This window comes from Micromonospora sp. NPDC049274 (assembly GCF_040678875.1).
Lineage (GTDB): Bacteria > Actinomycetota > Actinomycetes > Mycobacteriales > Micromonosporaceae > Micromonospora.
This window is the reverse complement of record NZ_JBFAQS010000005.1, coordinates 133,491-151,548: the sequence shown is the minus strand read 5'-3', so window position 1 is coordinate 151,548 and position 18,058 is coordinate 133,491. Positions and strand designations below refer to the sequence as shown.

The window sequence follows — 18,058 nt, the reverse complement described above, 5'->3', positions numbered from 1 at the left end:
CGACGATGCTGAGGCTGGTCAGCCGGCGTGCCCGCGCGCAGTGGCCGTTGCTGGCAGCCCTCCTCGGGGTCGTCACGATCGGCGCGACCCTGCTGGGCACCTGCACCCTGCTGAGCACCCGCACCACCGAGCGGGCGCTGGAGGTCGCCATGGCCCGCGCCGCCCCCGCCGCCGTCGACGTGACCGTCTACACCGGAACCGTCGAGGGCCCGGACGCGGCGTCCGTCACCGCCGACACCCGCACCGTCGTGGCCTCCGCACTCGCACCGTTCCCGGTGACGACAAGCGCGCGGGCGTCCACGGTGCTGCGGGCGCTGCCGCCCGCGCTCGCCCCGGGCACCACCGTTGCGCCCCAGGCGTACCTGTCCGGGCTGGACGACCTGCCGACCCGCGCCGAGCTGGTCACCGGCCGCTGGCCACAGCACCGTGGCGACGCGGTGCTGCTGGAGTCCACCGCCCACCTGCTCGGCCTCACCCCCGGCCGCCGGGTGCGCCTCGGCACCGAGCTGGCCCACGCGCCCGTCCCGGCCGTCGACGTGACAGTCGTCGGTGTGGTGCGGCCGCTGCCGGGGCGCGGCTGGGACCGCGACCCCCTGGCCGCGGCCGGCTCCGCCATCGGCTACCGGGACGGCCGCTTCCTGCAACCGGTAAACGCCTACGGCCCGTTCCTCGTCGACCTCGCCGACCTGGTCACCACCGATTCCACAGTCGACCGGATGGAGATCACCGCTCATCCGGACCTGTCCGACCCCCACCGCCGCGACCTGGAGACCGTCGCCGGGGCGGTCGACGGCGCCGACCGCCGGCTGGCCGGCACCCTCGGCGACCGCGTCCAGCTCGCACGTGTCGCCTCCGACCTGCCGGCGACCCTGCGATCCGCCGACGACCAACGGCACGTCACCGCCGCCGTCGTGCTCGCCATCGCCGCCCTCGGCAGTGTCCTGACCGCGACGGCGCTCGTCCTCGCCGGCCGGCTGACCGCGGGCATCCGCGCCGACGAGACCGCCCTGCGGTCCGCCCTGGGCACCAGCCGTCGCCAACTCGCCGCGACCGCCACACTCGAGGCCGGGCTCATCACCGCCGTCGCCGCCACGCTCGCGATACCGGCCTCGTCGGCCCTGCACGCCGGTCTGACCCACCTGCCACCGCTGGACGCCGCCGGCCTGACCGTCGCGCCGGCCATCACCGGCGTCCAGGTCCTCGCGGTCACCGGCGGCGCGCTGGCGCTCGCCGCCGTCCTCGCCGTCCTGGCGATCCGGGCCGTCCCGGCAGCCGGCGACCGACGCACCCGCCGCGAACTACTGGCCCGCTCCGGTGCCGACCTGATGCTCGCGGTGTTCGCCGCCGCCGGATGGTGGCAGCTGTACGCGCAGCCCACCGCCGCCAGCCCGCGCGCCGACGCGGTACGGGTGCTCGCCCCGGCGCTGCTGCTCACCGCGGGCGCCGCCCTGGCGCTCCGGGTCGTACTGCCCGCCCTGCGCGGCGCCGACCGGTTGGCGTACCGCGCCCGCGGGCTGGCGCTTCCGCTCGCGGTCGCCGAGAGCGCCCGCCGGCCCCAGGCGGTCGCCGCCGGGCTGCTCGTCGGGCTGGCCTGCGCGGCCGGAACGTTCGGCCTCGCCTTCGACGACACGTGGCACCAGTCGCAGCGCGACCAGGCCGCGTTCTCCGTCGGCACCGATCTGGCACTCACCCTCGGCACGGCGCCGGTGGCCGGCGAGGGCGCGATCGTCAGCGCCGCCACCGCGGGGGCGGTGAGTCCAGCCCTCAACCGTGGCACCACCGTCGGTCAGTGGCTCGGCGCCGCAGGCGAACCGCCGCGCCTCGTCGCCGTCGACACCACCCGCGCCGACGCGCTGCTACGTGGGCGGTTGGACGGCGACCGCGGATGGTCGGACGTGGGTGCCACGCTGGCGCCACGTACCCCGGTCGCCGGCATCGCCATTCCTGCCGACGCCCCACTCGTCCTGAGCGGGACCGCCGCCGGCGACACCCCGCTCGCCGTGACACCCCGGCTGCTGCTGCAGGACGCCACCGGCCTCCGCACGACCTGCACCGGTCCCGCCGTACCGCTCGACGGCCAGGAGGTCCGCCTGCCGGCCTGCGCGACTGCTGACGGGCAGCGCCTCGTCGCGGTCGCCCTGCCGCTCACCTCCGACGCGGTCGGCGCGCCCGTCGCCGTAGCCGTCACACTCACCGTGCCGCCCACAGGGTCGACCGAGAGGTCCCCCGACGGATCGGATTGGACCGCCACGTCCGCGCCCCCGGTCCCGACCAAGGTGAGCGACCTGACCGTCGGCCTGTCCGCCACGCCTGCGGGAACCGCGCTGCGGATGGCCGCGACCGTCGACCTCGGCGGTGCCGAGGACGCCGCCCGGACCATGGTCGCCACCGCGTTCCCGAACCCCGGCCCGGTGCCCGTCGCGATCTCCGCCCGCTTCGCCAGCGAGGTCGGCGCCCACCGCGGCAGCCAGCTCAGCGTCACGGTCGGCATCACGCCCGTCCCGATCGTCGTCACCGAGGTGGTGCCGACCGTGCCGTCCGCCCCCGGCGCCGTCGCCGTCCTGGCCGACCTGGACACGCTGTCCCGCGCACGCGCCGTCACCGGCGACCTGACCTTCCCGGTAGACGCCTGGTGGGTCGGTCACCCCGCCGGCGGCGCCGCCGAGCGGGCCACCGCCCTGCACCTGGGCAGCGTCGCGGCCCGCGAGGCGGAGACCGCCCGCCTCACCGGCGGCCCACTGCGCGCAGGGCTGCCGGCCGCGCTCCGGCTCATCGTCCCGGCCGCGGTCCTGCTGCTGCTCGCCGGTGTCGTCCTGCACGTCACCTGCGATCTGCAGCTCCGCGCCGTCGAGGTGGCGCGGCTCCGCGGCCTGGGGATGTCCCGGCGCGGCATCCGGGCCGTCCTGCTCGGCCAGCACGCCGGCGTTCTGCTGCCCCTCCTCGCGACGGGCGCGGCCGTCGGCGCCCTCGCCACCCGCGTCGTCGCTCCCCTGCTCGTGCGCTCCGACAGCGGCGCCGCGCCCGTGCCGGCCGCCCAACCGCACTGGCCATGGCCGGCCGAGGCCGCACTGCTCGCCGTACTGCTGGTCGGATGCCTGCTGGCGGTCACCGTCGTGGTCGCCGTGCAGGTCCGGCGGGCCGACGCAGCGCACCTGCGGGTGGCGCCGTGAAACAGTGGCTGACCCGCCGACGGCCGGCGCCGCACTGGCCCAGCATCCGCGGTCGGGCCCGAACCGACGCCGGACCGCTGCTGCTCACCGCCGCCGTCATCGCGGCCGTGGCGCTGCTCGCCGGAGCCGCGCCGGCACTGCTCCGCGCCGCCGCCGACAACGCCGTCCAGGACGCGGTCCGCCGCGCCGGCCAGGACTCGAACGTCCTCGTGCACGCCGACTGGGAACGGGACGACGGCCCGACCGGCGGGCGGGTCCGCGCACCCCGCCTCGCCGACGACGTCGACACCTTCCGCACCCGGGCGGCCCACGCGCTCGGATCCGACCTGGACGCCACGCTCCTTGCGCCCATCGCCGTCGTCAACGGTCCGATCCTGCACATCACCGAGGGCAACGCGCCGCGTACCTTCCAGTTCACCTACCTCGCCGGTGACCTCGGTGGCCCGGCCGTGACCTGGATCGCCGGCAACGCGCCCGGCGCCACTCTCCCCGACGAGTACGTCGAGACGCCCTACGGGGGACCGCCCTGGCCGGTGCAGGTCGGCCTCTCCGAGGCGGACGCCGCCGCACTCCAGCTCGGACCCGGGGATCGGATCCCGGTCAGCGACGGCCGGGGACGCGACAAGGACATCCGGGTCAGCGGGATCTACCGACCCGCGGACGGCGCCGACCCCGCCTGGCGGCTCGCCCCGTCGCTCCTGAGCCCCCTGCCCGGTGTCGACGGCGTGGGGACCACCCGGTACGGCGGCCTGCTGTCGCGTGAGTCGTTACCGGACGCCCGACTCGCCGTCGACCAGGACCAACTGCCGCGCACCGTCCACTTCGCCCCGGAACCCGACGCGCTGACCTGGGACACCACCGCAGCGCTCGCCAGCCAGGTGGTCAAGCTCAAGGCGGCCTCCGGATCCTCGGGCGAGCGCAACGAGTCCCTGAAGTGGGAATCGCAGCTCGACACGGCGCTGCGCGACGCCCGTAGCCGGATCAGCGCCGTCCTCACACAGGCCGCCGTCCTGCTCGCCGGGGTGCTGACCGCCACGGTGCTGGTCCTGCTGCTCGCCGCCGATCTGCTGGTCCGCCGCCGTGCTCCGGCTCTGATCGCCGCCCGGCAGCGCGGGGCGGCGCTACCTGACATCGGTGCGGAACTGCTCATCGAGTCCGCAGTGGTGTCCCTGTCGGCCGCCGCTGTCGGGCTCGCGCTCGCTGGCGCAGCCGCTCCGGGCGTCTCCTGGACCTGGGCCGTTCCCGTGCTCCTGGCCGGTGCCGTCGCCGGGCCGGTGTTCGGCACCCTCGCCGCCGCCCGCGCCAGTCGCGACCGGCGTCAACCCGCCAACCCGGCCGCTCGGCGCTGGATCCGGGTCACCGGCCAGCTGCGCCGCGCGGGCGTGGAGGCCGCCGTCCTGATCGCCGCGGTCGCCGCCTTCGGCGCACTGCACCAGCGCGGGCTCCTGCCCGTCGCCTCCGACGGCGAGACCGGTGAGCTGACCGGTGACCTGATCCTGCCGATCAGCGCCCTCACTCTGGGCACGCTCGTCGGTGCGCTCGTCCTGCTCCGGCTGCTGCCCCTCGGTGCGCGGATCGCGCTCCGACAGGCCCTGCGCTCGCGCCGCCCGCTGGCCGTGTTCGGCGCCGCGCGGGCGGCCACCACGGCCGGGCGCACGCTGCCGCTGCTGATACTGGTGAGCAGCACGGCGCTCGCGTCGTTCGCGCTCGTCCTCGGCGCCACCGTCACCCGGGGGCTGGCCGACGGCGCGTGGAGCACCGTCGGCGCCGACGCCCGCCTCGACGTCAGCGCCGACGCCGCCACCGCCACGCCCGCACTCGCCGAGCGCATCGCTGCCACTCCCGGGGTGGGGCAGGTCGTCGTCGCCCGGGTGACCGACTCGGCGCGCGTCTTCAGCGAATCGACACCGCTCGCCCCACGCCTGGTCATCGTGGACGCCGGCGCGTTTCAGCGCCTGCTGGCCACGACCCCGCTGCCCGACGCGCCGGCGCTGGCCCGGCTCACGGCACCCGGTCCCGGCCCCGGGGACGTCCCGGCGCTGGTCCGATCGAGCGACGGCGAGCTGCGAACGGGTACGCGGTTGCAGCTGCTCCGGGACGACGGCCCGGCGATCCATCTCACCGCGGTCGGTACCGCTCCCTCCGTCGGCGGTGCCGGCGACGTCGTCATCGTGGACGCCGCGGCCCTCGCCGACGCCGGGCTGCCCGCCGTTCCGAACACCGTCTGGGTGACCGGCCCCGGGGCGGCGCGGGCCGTGTCGAGCAACGACGTCGCTGCCGACGTCGTGCTGCGCGCGGACGTCCTGCGGGCGCAGCGGATGGCGCCGCTGACCAAGGGGCTGCTGCGGCTCGCGTGGACGGCCGCCGCGGTGATGCTGGCGCTGGGGCTGCTCGGCCTCGCGCTCGCCGCCGCCGCGGGTGCGTCGGAGCGGTGGCAGACCCTGACCCGGCTGCGGACTCTGGGTCTGCGGCCACGCGACGCCCGCTGGGTCGCCGCCGGAGAGCTGCTGCCGCCGGCCGTGGTCGCCGCGGTGTGCGGCCCGCTCCTCGGGGCCCTGCTCGCACGCCTGCTGCTCGGCCCACTCGCTCTGCGGCTGCTCACCGGCCAAGCCACCGACCCGGGTCCGGTCCTGCCGTGGTGGCTGCTCGGCCTGCTGAGCGTGGCGCTGCTGGCGGCGGCAGCCACCGTCGTACCTGTCGAGTCGGCGCTGCGGCGACGCGACCGGTTGAGCGAGGTGCTCCGCGCTGGCGAGTAAACGGCCGGTGGGCTACGACCCGAATAGACAAAGGCCCGTCACCGAAGATTCGGTAACGGGCCTTTCAACCTACTTGTCCAGCTGGTGGGCGATACTGGGTTTGAACCAGTGACCTCTTCCGTGTCAAGGAAGCGCGCTCCCACTGCGCCAATCGCCCGTGCTTAAAACCGAGGTGGGGACGGGATTTGAACCCGCGTACACGGCTTTGCAGGCCGTTGCCTCGCCTCTCGGCCACCCCACCGAGGTTGCCCCCGTCATGCGTGGCGGCAGCTCCGAGCGGACGACGGGATTCGAACCCGCGACCCTCACCTTGGCAAGGTGATGCGCTACCAGCTGCGCTACGTCCGCACGCCCCCGGCGTTCCCGGGTGACGGATGAGAACTTTAGCCGAGCCGGTGAACGACTGCCAACTCGGGGTCCGCGTCGGCGCGCCCCCTCCCGCTCGGACGGGGTGGCCGTGCCGGGTGCCGGGAACGTCCGGCCCACCCACCACAGGCTTCCTAGGGAGCTGGACTGGCTTCTCAATTGACGTCCGGCCGTCACACTCCGGCATCAACCAACGGTCGATGGCACCACGGGACAAAAGGCCCGTTGACCGGCGGCGACGCACCTCGTCGACGGGCGGCGGACCTCGACGAACGCCGCCCGGAAACCGGCCCACGGCACCTGTGGAAACTGTCCGGATTCCGACTGTTGCCCCACCAATCGGACGGTAGCGGTAACTGTTCGTGTTCGGGTGGATGGGCTACGGTAACGGTCGTGACGAGACGTGCGGCCGAGATCCGCCTGGATGCCCTGCTGCGCACCGCCTGTGACGTGATCGTGGAGCGCGGTCTGGCCAACACCCGGACGGCGGACGTGGCACAGGCCGCCGGCGTGAGCCAGGCACTGGTGTTCTATCACTTCGCCACCAAGGAGCGGTTGCTCGCGCAGGCCTTCGCGTACGCCGTCGAGCAGGATCTGGCCCGCCTCGACGCGGTCACCCGCTCCTCCGCCCCGCCGTTGACGAAGCTCCGCCGCATCCTCAAGCTCTACACCCCGGCCGGGCGGGCGACCTCCTGGTCGATGTGGATCGACGGCTGGTCCGAGTCACTGCGCACCCCCGAGCTGGAGAAGGTGTCCCGCCGACTCGACCTGCGCTGGCGGCAGGACCTCGCCGCCGTGATCTCCGCCGGGGTCGCCGACGGCACCTTCCAGTGCGCCGACCCGGAGGGGGCCGCCTGGCGGATCAGCGCCGTGATGGACGGCCTCGCCGTACAGCTCGCCGTGCACGACCGGGTGATCTCCCGCCGACAGCTCGGGGAGTGGGTGCGTCTGGTCACCTCCCGGGAGCTGGGCCTGGCCCCGACCGACCTGGACTGAGCGGGGCCGGCGGGGCGACACCGATCCCCGCGGCAGGCAGCACGACCCGGGGCTCCCGGGCCTGGCAAAACGGCTCGGGCCACCGCCCCGAGGAGAACAATCGACGGCATGGATCTGCTGGAGGCGTACCGCCGGAGCCTGGCCGAGTTCGTCGACCGGGTGGACCAGATCGGGCCTGGCCAGTGGGCCGAGGAGACACCGTGCCCGGACTGGGACGTCCGCACCCTTGTCAACCACGTGGTCGGCGAGGACCGGTGGAGCGTCCCGCTGCTCGCCGGCCGCACCATCGAGGAGGTCGGCGACCGCCTCGACGGTGACGTGCTCGGCGCCGACCCGGTCACGACGGCGCGGGAGGCGGCAGCGCAGGCCGAGATCGCCGTCACCCATCCCGGCACGATCGACCGCACCGTGCATCTGTCGGCCGGCGCGACCCCGGCCGCCGAGTACGTCCAGCAGCTCCTCGCCGAACACCTGGTGCACGGCTGGGATCTGGCGGTGGCGATCGGCGCCGACCCGCGACTGGACCCGGACGCGGTGCACGTGTGCGCCCAGTGGTTCGCCGGCCGGGTCGACGACTACCGCCGCGACAAACTGGTCGGCGACGGCACACAGGTGCCCGCCGACGCCGACGAGCAGGACCGCCTGCTGGCCGCCTTCGGCCGCGACCCCGACTGGGCCCCGGGCGACTGAGCGGTAACCATCGCGGCCCCGTACGGGCCAGGCCCACGTCACCGCCGTAGTGCACGAGCACCCGGTGGTCCACCACCCGCCGCCACAGCGGCGGGACCAGCGCCACGACCACCATCGTCGCGTACCCGCCCAGAAGCCCTCCCCCAGCCGTGAGCTGGCCGCGTCCTCCGACGTGGCGACGCGTACGTGGTGGCCGCGGTGCTGCTCGACGTGGAAGTGCCCGTAGGCGGCCGGAACGAGGGCCACCTTGGACAGTCACCGGCTTTGCGAAGTCGACTCATCTTGATTGAGTGGCGCATCAGTGACCTTGGGCCTTGCCGCCACCCCGGCCGACTGATATCCACAGATGCACATGCGTCACCGCGCTGTGTCGGCCGGCAGCCGCCGGCCCTTCCGCTCCCACGAGGAGGTTCCGTGCCACAACCGGAGTGGTCACCCCCGATGAGCCGGCGTCGACGCCGGCTCATCGCCGTCCTGGCGACGACCGCGACCATCGCCGCGCTGCTACCCACAGGCGCGAGCACCGCGGCCCCCGCCGGCGGCGCGCCGTCCACCCCACGCTCGTCCGGACCGTTCGCCGAGGGCAACCACGAACCCGCCGACCTCGACAACCGCTCCGGTACGGCGGCACCCGACGCCCGCCAGCGCGGCCTGGCCCGCGCCGCCGATCCCGACGTGCGGTGGAACCGGTTCGGCACCCCGCAGGCGCTCGGCCCCGGTCGTACCCCGCTCGCCACCGGACTGCCAGGCGACCCGGAGGCCGCCGCCCGCGCCTACCTGAGGACCAACCGTGACCTGTACGGCATGGACGCCTCGACGGTCGCCGACCTGGAACGGGTGCTGGTCCGACCGATCGGCAGCGGCGCCGTGGTGACCCTGCGGCAGCGCTTCGGCGACCTGCCGGCCGGGCCCGAGGGCCTGGTCACAGTCGCGGTCTCCGGCGGCTCGGTGCTCGCCGTCAACTCCTCGCTGGCCCGCGACACCAGCGCGCCCGCCCCGGCCACCCGCACCGCCGAGCAGGCGTACGCCGACGCCCTCGCCGACGCCGGGCTGACCGCGACGGCCGTGGCCAGTCACACCGTGCGTGCGGTGGCCGTGCCCACCCCGCTGGACGGGCCCCGGGCCGCCTACGAGGTGACCATGATCGGCGCGGACACCGACCACCCGGCCGCTTTCACCAGCTACGTCGACGGCAGCACCGGAAAGGTGCTGGTCCGCGAGGACCTCGTCGACTTCGACTCGGACAACCCGAGCTGGGCGGTCTTCCCGGCCACCCCGCCCCGCGACCTCGCCGCCGGGCAGGACCCCCGGGTGCGCTGGTGCGGCGACCCGGCCCCCGGCTGCCAGGCCGCCCAGCGGGACCCGGCCACCGGCCAGCCGTGGGACGTCGACGCGGCCACCGGCACCCCGACCTTCACCTCGCGCGGCAACTCGGCCAACACCGTGCTCTCCTGGGGCAACAACACCCCTGTCGTCCCGGCCACCCCCAGCCCGGAACGCCGCTACGAGTACCCGTTCACCGACCAGTGGCACCAGGCGAAGTGCAACCCGGAGGTGTTCACGTCCGCGCAGCGCAACGACGCGGACGCGGCGATCGCCAACCTCTTCGTCATGCACAACCGCATGCACGACTGGGCGTACCGGTTGGGCTTCACCGAGTCGGCATGGAACCTCCAGGCGGTCAACCTGACCCCGTCCGGGCTGGGCGGCGACGCCGAGCAGGGCCGCGCCCAGCAGGGCGCGCTGACCGGCAACCGCAACAACGCCAACCAGGGCACCGGGCGCGACGGCCAGCCGCCGACGACAAACATGTACCTGTGGCAGCCCCAGGCCGGCGGCCCGTACCCGCCGTGCGTGGACGGCGACTACGACATGACGGTGATCGGCCACGAGTACACGCACGCCATCACCAACCGGATGATCGCCGGCCCGGACAGCGGGATCGGCGGCCACCAGGGCGGGGCGATGGGTGAGTCGTGGGGCGACCTGCTCGCCGGCGAGTACCTGTACCAGAACGGGCTGCGCGCCCCCGGCGAGACGCCCTTCGTCACCGGCGGCTACGTCACCGGCAACCTGGTCAGCGGCATCCGCAACTACGACCTGAGCCGCAGCCCGCTGAACTACTCCGACATCGGTTACAACACCGGTGGCCCGGCCGTGCACGCCGACGGGGAGATCTGGGGCGCGACCAACTACCGGGTCCGCTCGGCGCTGGTCAAGCGGTACGGCCTCGGCACGCCGCAGCGGCAACTGGAGTGCGCGCAGGGCACTGTCGCCGCCGACAGGTGCCCCGGCAACCGGCGCTGGTCGCAACTGGTGTTCGACTCGTTCCTGCTCCAGGCGGTCAGCCAGGTCAGCATGCTCGACATGCGCGACAACATGCTCACCGCCGACCTGCTGCGCTTCGGGGGCGCGAACCAGGACCTGATCTGGGCCGAGTTCGCCCGCTCCGGGATGGGCCGCGACGCCGCCACCAACGGCGCCGCGGACACCGACCCGACGCCGAGCTTCGCCTCGCCCCGCGGCGGCAACGCGACGCTCACCCTGCGCCCCCGTGGGGACAGCGTCGACGCGCCGATCCGGGTGTACGTCGGGGCGTACGAGGCACGGGCCACCCCCATCGCGGACACCGACCCGGCGACCCCGATCCCGGACACGGTGGAGCTGGTGGCCGGCACGTACGACCTGCTGGCCGTCGCGCCCGGCTTCGGGCACCAGCGGCTCAGCGTGGTCGCCGAGGCCGGCCGGACCGGATCCGTGGACCTGCGGATGAGCCGCAACCTCGCGTCCACGACCTCCGGGGCCACGATCACCGGCGACGGGGTCAACCTGGACCGGGTCGCCGACGACACCGAGGCGACGAACTGGGCCTCCCTGGACGGGGTGACCGGCCGGCAGCTCACCGTGGACCTGCCGGGCGACGGTCCGCAGACGGTCAAGCGGGTGAACGTCAGCGCGATGCTGCGTCCCGCGATCACCGGGGACGCCGACGCCGGCAGTCAGAACGCGCTCACCGCGCTGCGCTCGTTCGCGGTGTCCGCGTGCGACGCGACGACCACCGACTGCGCGGATCCGGCGCGCTGGCAGCGGATCTACACAAGCGCGGGCGACGCGTTCCCCGGCGGGGTGTACCGGGCGTACAGCCGCGACATCAACCTGCGGACGTTCGCGGTGCCCGCCACCCTGGCCACCCACCTGCGCCTGGAGGTGCTGGCCAGCCAGTGCACCGGCGGCCCGCAGTACGCCGGTGAGCAGGACGCCGATCCGGCCACGACGACGGACTGCGCGACCGCCAGCCCGGCCCGTGCCCAGGTCAGGATCGCCGAGTTCCAGGCGTTCACGAAGTGACATCGCCGGGGCCGGCGGATCTCCGCCGGCCCCGGCACCTCTGGGCGCAGTGGCGGCGGTCGCCGGGCCGGTCGCGCGTGACCCGGGGTCAACGGCGGGCCGGCCGCCAGGGGTCGGCCGGCGCCGGGCGCTCCCACAGCCGGTCCACCGGCGGGTCGCCCTCCGCTGCCGTCGCGGCCCGGGTGAGGTGACGCAGCCGCAGCAGCAACCCCAACCCGAGGGAGAGCAGCAACCCGCCGAGCAGGAACGCGGCGTGCACCACGCCGAATCCGCCGGTCTGGGAGACCGGACGGCCGGCGCCGGCCGCGGGTGGCGCGGCGTCGACGGGCTGGTCGCCGACCGGCTCCTCGGCCGGGGTGCTCTCTTCGACCGCTTCGCTGGGCGGGTCGCTGGGCTCGGCCGGCGTCGCGCTCGGTGTCGGCGTACCGGTCGGCCGGACACCCGCCCCCACCACCGAACGGGTGGCCGTCTGGCGGGCCAACAGGCGCAGGTTGACGTCGTACGCCTCGGCGGCGAGGGTGACCCGTCCCTGGGTGACGTCCTCGTCGAAGGCCACCCGGTAGCGGGCGGTGACCGTGCGCCCCGGGCAGAGCGTGCCCGGATCGAGTTGCCTGTCGGTCAGCCGGGCCACGTCGCCCTCGGTCCGGATCTCCAGCGGAAAGTCGCCGGTCTCCTCCACCCGGTCCATCTTCACCTGGTCGAGCCGGATGCCCTGCACGCGGAGCACCATCGACCAGCGCACCTTCGCGCAGCGGCCGCGCCGGTCCGTCTGCGAGACCACCGCGGAGATCGTGCGGACCTGGTCCCCGGCGGTGAACCGGGCCGGTAGGCCGCTCATCTCGGTCGCGAAGGCCGCCTGCGCCGGAGCGGCAAGCGCCAGCTCCACCCCGCTCAGGCAGGCCAGCACCACTCCGATCCGTAGCGCACTTCGCCACACCGTCACCACAGCCGCCCTCCGTCCGGTCGCCCCCACCCCGCAACGCTAGGAGCGCGGTGTCGAGGGGGCCAGACGGGTGTGTTCGCACCGGGCGGCAAGGAGAGGACGCCTTATCACCGACAGTGGTGAACCGGTCACCGGGCCCCGCGACACGCCCGGCGGTCGGCCGCTGGGACAATCGCCAGCGTGTCCGAGCTCTCCAGCACGTTCGTCCGGCTGCACGCCCGACTGGCCCCGGTGGCGTTCGTTCCCGAGGTGCGCCTGCATCAGGCGGACGAACCGATCGGGCTCTGGGAGCTGACCGAGGGCGAGTTCTCCAGTGACCGGCCGCCGCCGTTCTGGGCCTTCGCGTGGGCCGGCGGGCAGGCGCTCGCCCGGTACGTCACCGACCACCCGGAGCTGGTCGCCGGCCGCCGGGTGCTCGACCTCGCCTCCGGCTCCGGCCTGGTGGCCATCGCCGCCGCCCGGGCCGGAGCGGCGTCCGTGCGGGCCGTCGAGGTGGATGAGCTGGCGGTCGCGGCGGTCGCGCTCAACGCCGAGGCCAACGGGGTACGCGTCGACGCCGAGTTCGGCGACATCCTCGACGGCGACGCGGGCGACGCCGAGGTGGTGCTCGCCGGGGACGTGTTCTACAGCGAGGCGATGGCTCGCCGGGTGCTGCGCTTCCTGCTGCGGGCCGCCCGGGCCGGGGCGCCGGCGCTTGTCGGTGACCCCGGCCGGGCGTTCCTGCCCCGGGACCGCTTCGACGAGTTGGCCGCGTACGACGTGCCGGTGCCGGAGGCCCTGGAGAGTGTCCGGGTGAAGCGCACCACCGTCTGGCAGTTGCGCGCCGGCCTGCCGGGGGCTGCCGGCTAGCGTGTCGACGTGCTGTTCTCCGGCTGGGCGTCCGAGGTCGAGGCACCCTGGCCGGACGTCGCCGAGGTGACCGACCACGTCGGCGTACGTCACCTCGTCGTCACCCGGCACGCGCTGGTCCGCCAGGTCCTCGCCGACCCGGGCCGCTACCGGCCGGACAACGCCCTGGACGCGGTGACCCCGATGCCGGTGACCGCGCTGCGGGTGCTCGCCGGGCACCGGTTCCGGCTGCCGCCGACCCTCGCAAACAACTCCACCGCCAGCCATCCGGGAATCCGGGCGATCGTTGCCGACGCGCTGCACCCCGCCCGGGTCGCCGCGCAGCGGCCCTGGCTGACCGCCCTGGTCCGGGAGCGGGTGGCCCTGCTGCGCGCCGCGCTCGACGCCGGCGCGGCTGTCGACCTGTACGCGGACCTCGCCGCCGACCTGCCCCTGCTGGTGCTGGCCCGGCTGGTGGAGCTGCCGGACGCGCCGGTCGGCGCGGTCAAGGAGTTCGCCCGGGCGGCGCTGGAATTGTTCTGGGCGCCCCTGGACGACGACCGGCAGGTGGCGCTCGCCACCGAGGTGGGCCGCTTCCACGGCGTCCTGCGCGAGTTCGCGGCCACCGGCGGTGGCCTGGCCGCCGAGCTGCGCGCGGGCGGCCATCCACCGGACGTGGTGGTCGGCGCGCTCTTCTTCCTGCTGGTCGCCGGCCAGGAGACCACCTCGCAGTTCCTCACCCTGCTGCTGCACCGGCTGGCCGGCGAACCGGCGGTACGCGCCGGCCTGCGCACCGGCGACGTCGCGGTCGCCGACGTCGTCGAGGAGGGCCTGCGCCTTGAACCGCCCATCGTGACGTGGCGTCGCGTCGCGGCGATGGACGGCATGCTGGGGGGGACCGCCGTGCCGGCGGGCACCAGCATCGTGCTGTGGCTGGCCCGCGCCGGCCGGGACCCGGCGATCGTCGAGTCGCCCGACGAGTTCCGCCCGGGGCAGCGCGGGTCGCGCCGGCACCTGGCGTTCGGGGCGGGCGCGCACCGCTGCGTCGGGGACGTCCTGGCCCGGATGGAGGCGGCCGTGGTGGTGGCCGAGGCGACGCCGCTGCTCGACGACGTGACAGTGGTCCGACCGCCGTGGTGCCCGGACAACCTCACCTTCCGGATGCCGGACGCCTTCGTGGTGCGATCAGTCGAGCGGCCCGCTGACCAGTAGCACGATGCCCCCGATCAGGGCCAGGGCACCGAGGAGGAGCGCGGCGCCGCCGACGAGGAACCGCCCGAGGGTGAAGCCGCTGTCCCTCCGCAGCTCGGCCGGACTCCGATCCGGAATTCCCCACAGGCGGTTCCACGGGTTCTTCGACAACCGGCGGGTTTCCGCGTCGACAAAGCCGAACAGGTCGAGGGTCATCGTCAGCCCGATGAACCCCAGCAGCAGGCCGAAGCCAATTGTGGCGAGTATCTGCAAGATCCACCGCGTCATCGGCTGCCCCCGCTGCTCGAATCGACTCCGATTCGAGGCTACGCAGCCCGGGCAAGGAAGCACGGGAACGGGCACGCGGCACCTGACCGTGACTCGGTATGTTTCCGGGCGTGTCCGTCACCCCTGCTCGTCAGATCCTCGCCGCCGCAACGCTTCTGGCCCTGTTGGCGCTGAGCGGTTGCACAGCCGGCCCCGTGTTTCATGCCCGGCAGATCACCGCGACCCCGCCGAGCCCCGCGGTTTCGACAAACACGCCGTCGGCCTCGCCGACGGCGACGGCCAGGCCCGCCCACGGAAGCCTGGACTGGTACGTGTCCCAGGTGCCGACCTTTCCCGACGCGCCGCCGCCGCAGCCGGTGCCAATGACCGCGACCGGAGCGATCCCGTTCTGGCACCGCCTGCCGATCGACCAGAAGGTCGCCTTCATCACCATCGACGACGGAGGGCTGGCCCGCCCGCCCGCGGTGCCCGACTTCATCCGGGAAGCGCACATCCCGGTCACGATGTTCCTGAACTCGCCGGCGGCCGAGGAGCACGACGACTACTTCCGGCAGATCCAGGCGGTCGGCGGGGTCGTCGAGAACCACACGATCCGGCACACCTCGCTGGCCGGCCGGTCGTACAGCTACCAGAAGCGGGAGATCTGCGGCGCCGCGGACAGGCTGGAGACGCTGTTCGGCAAGCGGGCGACCCTGTTCCGCCCCCCGTTCGGTGAGTACGACAGCACCACGCTGACCGCCGCTCGGGACTGCGGCGCGAAGGCGGTCCTGCACTGGTCCGAGACCGTCCACGAGGGCAAGGTGCGCTACCAGACCCCGGAGAAGGTGGTCCAACCCGGCGACGTGCTGCTCATGCACTTCCGACCGGCGCTGATGGACGACCTCCTCGCGGCGTTGAAGGCGATCCACCGGGCGGGGCTCACCCCGGCGCTGCTGGAGGACTACATCCGCTGACCCGGGCGGCCTGACGAAAGTCAGGGTCGGGTGCTGCCCTTCGGGCGCGGCGGACCGACGTGGCGGACGCCTAGCGTCAGCGCATGATCACATTACGTGGGTTGACGAAACGGTTCGGGGCCACAGTCGCGGTCGACGCGCTGACCGTCGACATCGCACCCGGCCGGGTCACCGGTTTCCTCGGCCCCAACGGCGCCGGCAAGTCCACGACCATGCGGATGATCCTCGGCCTGGACCGGCCCACCGCCGGAACGGCGCTCGTCGACGGCCGGTCGTACCGGGAGCTGCGGCGACCACTGCACGAGGTGGGCGCCCTGCTCGACGCCCGGGCCATCCACCCCACCCGGTCCGGGCGCGCGCACCTGCTGGCCATGGCCCGCAGCAACGGCATCCCCTCCCGACGGGTCGACGAGGTGCTCGACACCGTCGGACTGGACGCGCGTGCCGCCGCCAAACCGGGCCGTACCCTCTCCCTGGGCATGGGCCAGCGGCTCGGCATCGCCGGAGCGCTGCTCGGCGATCCGCCGGTGCTGATGTTCGACGAGCCGGTGAACGGCCTCGACCCGGACGGGGTGCGCTGGGTGCGGCACCTGTTGCGCTCCCTGGCCGGGCAGGGCCGCACGGTCTTCGTCTCCAGCCACCTGATGAGCGAGATGCAGCTCACCGCCGACCAGCTCGTGGTGATCGGCCGGGGACGGCTGCTCGCCGACGCCCCGGTCGGCGAGGTCATCGCGGGCAGCGGGCACGCCGTACGGGTCCGCAGCCCGCACTCCGAGGGGCTGGCCACCCTGGCCGCACGTCTCGCCGCGCACGGCGCCACAGTCGAACCGGCCGGCCCGGACGAGCTGACAGTCACCGGGGCCACGGTCGACCGCATCGGTGACCTGGCGTACGAGCTGGGGGTGCGGTTGCACGAGCTGAGCCCGCACGGCGCGTCGCTGGAGCAGGCGTTCATGGAGCTGACCGCCGACAGCGTCGAGTACGCCGGCGGCCCGACCGGAGGTGACGCACGATGAGCACGCAGACCGTGGTGGACAGTCGTCCCACCGCCACGCCGGCGGTCAGCGCGCCGGCGGCTTTCCGCGCCGCGGTAGCCGCCGAGTGGACCAAGCTGGTCTCGGTACGCAGCACCTGGTGGACGATGCTGGCCGGGCTGCTCGTGATGGCCGCGAGCGCCGGACAGCTCGCCATCTACGCGGCCAACGCCAACACCAACGACGACCCGGCCGACGACCCGGGCATCGTCGCCGCCGGAAGCGTGCTGATCGACGCCGTCGACCTGACCCAGTACGCCGTGCTGGCGCTGGGCCTGCTCGCCATCACCACGGAGTTCACCAGCGGAACCATCCGGACCACCCTGCAGTGCACCCCGGCACGCGGCCGGGTGCTCCTGGCCAAGGCCGTGGTGACCGGCGCCGTCACCTTCGTCCTCGGACTGCTGCTCGGCGGTCTCGGCGTCCTGGTCGCCCGGCCGGTGCTCGGCGAGTGGGGCAGCGCGCCGATCGCCGGCACGATCGGCGACATCGTGGCGGTGGCGACCTACCTGGCCCTGGTCAGCGTCCTCGCGCTCGGCCTGGGCGCGGCACTGCGCAGCGCGGTGCTCACGATCGTCGTGCTCTTCGCCACCCTGATGATCGTGCCGCTGTCCCTGCAGGAACCGGACATCGCCGTCCTGAACCGGATCGCGAACGCGTTCCCCGGGGTGGCCGGTGGGCACTTCATGGCCGGCGACACCGACCCGTACCCGGGCACGGTGGGGTTGCTGGTGCTCGCCGGTTGGGCGGGCGCCGCCCTGCTGCTCGGCCGGGCCGCCCTGCGCCGCCGCGACGCCTGAGGCAGCGAGCGGGGGCCCTCGCGGCCCCCGCTCACTGCTCGACCAACCCCGCCTCGTACGCGAGGATCGCCGCCTGCACCCGGTTCCGCACGTCGAGCCGGGTGAAGATGCTTGTCAGGTAGCTCTTCACGGTGCCCTCCACCAGGTGCAACCGGCGGGCGATCTCCGCGTTGGACAGCCCCGCCCCGACCAGGGCCAGCACCTCGCGTTCCCGCTCGGTCAGCCCGGCCGTCCGGTCCCGCGCGGCAGGTCGGCGCGCCAGCCGCCCGGCCCCCAACTCGATCACCCGGCGGGCCACCCGCGGCGACAGGTACGCCCCGCCGTCGGCTACCGCGTGCACCCCGGCGATCAGCTCGCGCGGATCGCCGGACTTGAGCAGGAACCCGCTCGCGCCGTGCCCGAGCGCCCGGGCCACGTGGTCGTCCTCGCCGAAGGTGGTCAACATGAGCGTCGCGGTGGCCGGCGCGACCCGGTGGATCTCGGCGGCCGCGGCAAGTCCGTCCAACCGGGGCATCCGGATGTCCAGCAACGCCACCCGGGGTCGGTGCGCGCGCACCAGCTCCACCGCGGCCCGCCCGTCGCCCGCCTCGGCGACCACCTCGATGCCCGGATCGGCGGCGAGGATGGCCCGGACGCCGGCCCGGATCATCGCCTCGTCGTCGGCGAGGACCACCCGGACCGGCGTCGGCACAGCC

At 74.3% G+C, this 18,058-nt stretch carries 13 protein-coding genes and 3 tRNA genes; 10 read left to right on the top strand and 6 right to left on the bottom strand.

The window, feature by feature from the left end:
- Positions 1–5: 5 nt before the first annotated feature.
- Together AB0K10_RS11760 and AB0K10_RS11755 are read left to right on the top strand one after the other, a co-directional pair.
- Entirely contained in the window at positions 6–3,170 is a 3,165-nt protein-coding gene (locus tag AB0K10_RS11760) for an FtsX-like permease family protein (RefSeq protein WP_363682440.1), read from the top strand.
- Complete coding sequence (locus AB0K10_RS11755; RefSeq protein ID WP_363682438.1) at positions 3,167–5,926, top strand: FtsX-like permease family protein; 2,760 nt, start codon at positions 3,167–3,169, stop codon at positions 5,924–5,926. Before AB0K10_RS11760 ends, AB0K10_RS11755 begins: the two co-directional genes overlap by 4 nt.
- An 82-nt stretch (positions 5,927–6,008) precedes the next feature.
- Here the strand turns inward: AB0K10_RS11755 and AB0K10_RS11750 are convergent.
- The 3 genes from AB0K10_RS11750 to AB0K10_RS11740 all read right to left on the bottom strand — a co-directional run bounded on the left by AB0K10_RS11750 (position 6,009) and on the right by AB0K10_RS11740 (position 6,274).
- Positions 6,009–6,083 (bottom strand) — tRNA-Val (locus AB0K10_RS11750).
- Positions 6,084–6,096: 13 nt separating this feature from the next.
- Positions 6,097–6,167 (bottom strand) — tRNA-Cys (locus AB0K10_RS11745).
- 34 nt (positions 6,168–6,201) lie between these two features.
- Positions 6,202–6,274: transfer RNA gene (locus AB0K10_RS11740), tRNA-Gly, on the bottom strand.
- A gap of 411 nt (positions 6,275–6,685) precedes the next feature.
- On the opposite strand from AB0K10_RS11740, the gene AB0K10_RS11735 reads away from it, so the two are divergent.
- From AB0K10_RS11735 to AB0K10_RS11725, 3 genes are all read left to right on the top strand, one after another.
- The gene (locus AB0K10_RS11735) at positions 6,686–7,288 is read left to right on the top strand and encodes a TetR/AcrR family transcriptional regulator (RefSeq protein WP_363682436.1); all 603 of its coding nucleotides are present in this window, start codon (positions 6,686–6,688) and stop codon (positions 7,286–7,288) included.
- Between the two features lie 108 nt (positions 7,289–7,396).
- Positions 7,397–7,978, top strand: coding sequence for a TIGR03086 family metal-binding protein (locus AB0K10_RS11730; protein ID WP_363682434.1), 582 nt, complete (start codon positions 7,397–7,399; stop codon positions 7,976–7,978).
- A 414-nt stretch (positions 7,979–8,392) separates the two neighbouring features.
- Positions 8,393–11,326, top strand: a complete 2,934-nt coding sequence (locus AB0K10_RS11725) for a M36 family metallopeptidase (protein ID WP_363682432.1) — start codon at positions 8,393–8,395, stop codon at positions 11,324–11,326.
- An 88-nt stretch (positions 11,327–11,414) separates the two neighbouring features.
- Here AB0K10_RS11725 and AB0K10_RS11720 read toward each other — a convergent pair whose 3' ends face one another.
- On the bottom strand, positions 11,415–12,269 hold the full coding sequence (locus AB0K10_RS11720) for a hypothetical protein (protein WP_363682430.1): 855 nt from the start codon (positions 12,267–12,269) through the stop codon (positions 11,415–11,417).
- A 180-nt stretch (positions 12,270–12,449) separates the two neighbouring features.
- Here AB0K10_RS11720 and AB0K10_RS11715 point away from each other — a divergent pair, with 180 nt between their 5' ends.
- Together AB0K10_RS11715 and AB0K10_RS11710 are read left to right on the top strand one after the other, a co-directional pair.
- On the top strand, positions 12,450–13,118 hold the full coding sequence (locus AB0K10_RS11715) for a 50S ribosomal protein L11 methyltransferase (RefSeq protein WP_363682428.1): 669 nt from the start codon (positions 12,450–12,452) through the stop codon (positions 13,116–13,118).
- Between the two features lie 66 nt (positions 13,119–13,184).
- On the top strand, positions 13,185–14,309 hold the full coding sequence (locus AB0K10_RS11710; protein ID WP_363682929.1) for a cytochrome P450: 1,125 nt from the start codon (positions 13,185–13,187) through the stop codon (positions 14,307–14,309).
- Here AB0K10_RS11710 and AB0K10_RS11705 read toward each other — a convergent pair.
- A complete protein-coding gene (locus AB0K10_RS11705; protein WP_363682426.1) occupies positions 14,283–14,576 on the bottom strand; it encodes a hypothetical protein in 294 nt (97 codons plus the stop codon). The genes AB0K10_RS11710 and AB0K10_RS11705 overlap by 27 nt on opposite strands.
- A gap of 110 nt (positions 14,577–14,686) precedes the next feature.
- On the opposite strand from AB0K10_RS11705, the gene AB0K10_RS11700 reads away from it, so the two are divergent.
- The 3 genes from AB0K10_RS11700 (at position 14,687) to AB0K10_RS11690 (ending at position 17,363) form a co-directional block, all read left to right on the top strand.
- Positions 14,687–15,529: a polysaccharide deacetylase family protein gene (locus AB0K10_RS11700; protein WP_363682424.1), complete on the top strand. Its 843-nt coding sequence runs from the start codon at positions 14,687–14,689 to the stop codon at positions 15,527–15,529.
- Between the two features lie 83 nt (positions 15,530–15,612).
- Complete coding sequence (locus AB0K10_RS11695) at positions 15,613–16,545, top strand: ATP-binding cassette domain-containing protein (protein WP_363682422.1); 933 nt, start codon at positions 15,613–15,615, stop codon at positions 16,543–16,545.
- A complete protein-coding gene (locus AB0K10_RS11690; protein WP_363682420.1) occupies positions 16,542–17,363 on the top strand; it encodes an ABC transporter permease in 822 nt (273 codons plus the stop codon). Before AB0K10_RS11695 ends, AB0K10_RS11690 begins: the two co-directional genes overlap by 4 nt.
- Positions 17,364–17,394: 31 nt before the next feature.
- Here the strand turns inward: AB0K10_RS11690 and AB0K10_RS11685 are convergent, their stop codons facing one another.
- Positions 17,395–18,012 carry a response regulator transcription factor gene (locus tag AB0K10_RS11685; protein ID WP_266251523.1) on the bottom strand — a complete coding sequence of 206 codons (618 nt, stop codon included), beginning with the start codon at positions 18,010–18,012 and terminating at the stop codon, positions 17,395–17,397.
- Between the last annotated feature and the right edge of the window lie 46 nt (positions 18,013–18,058).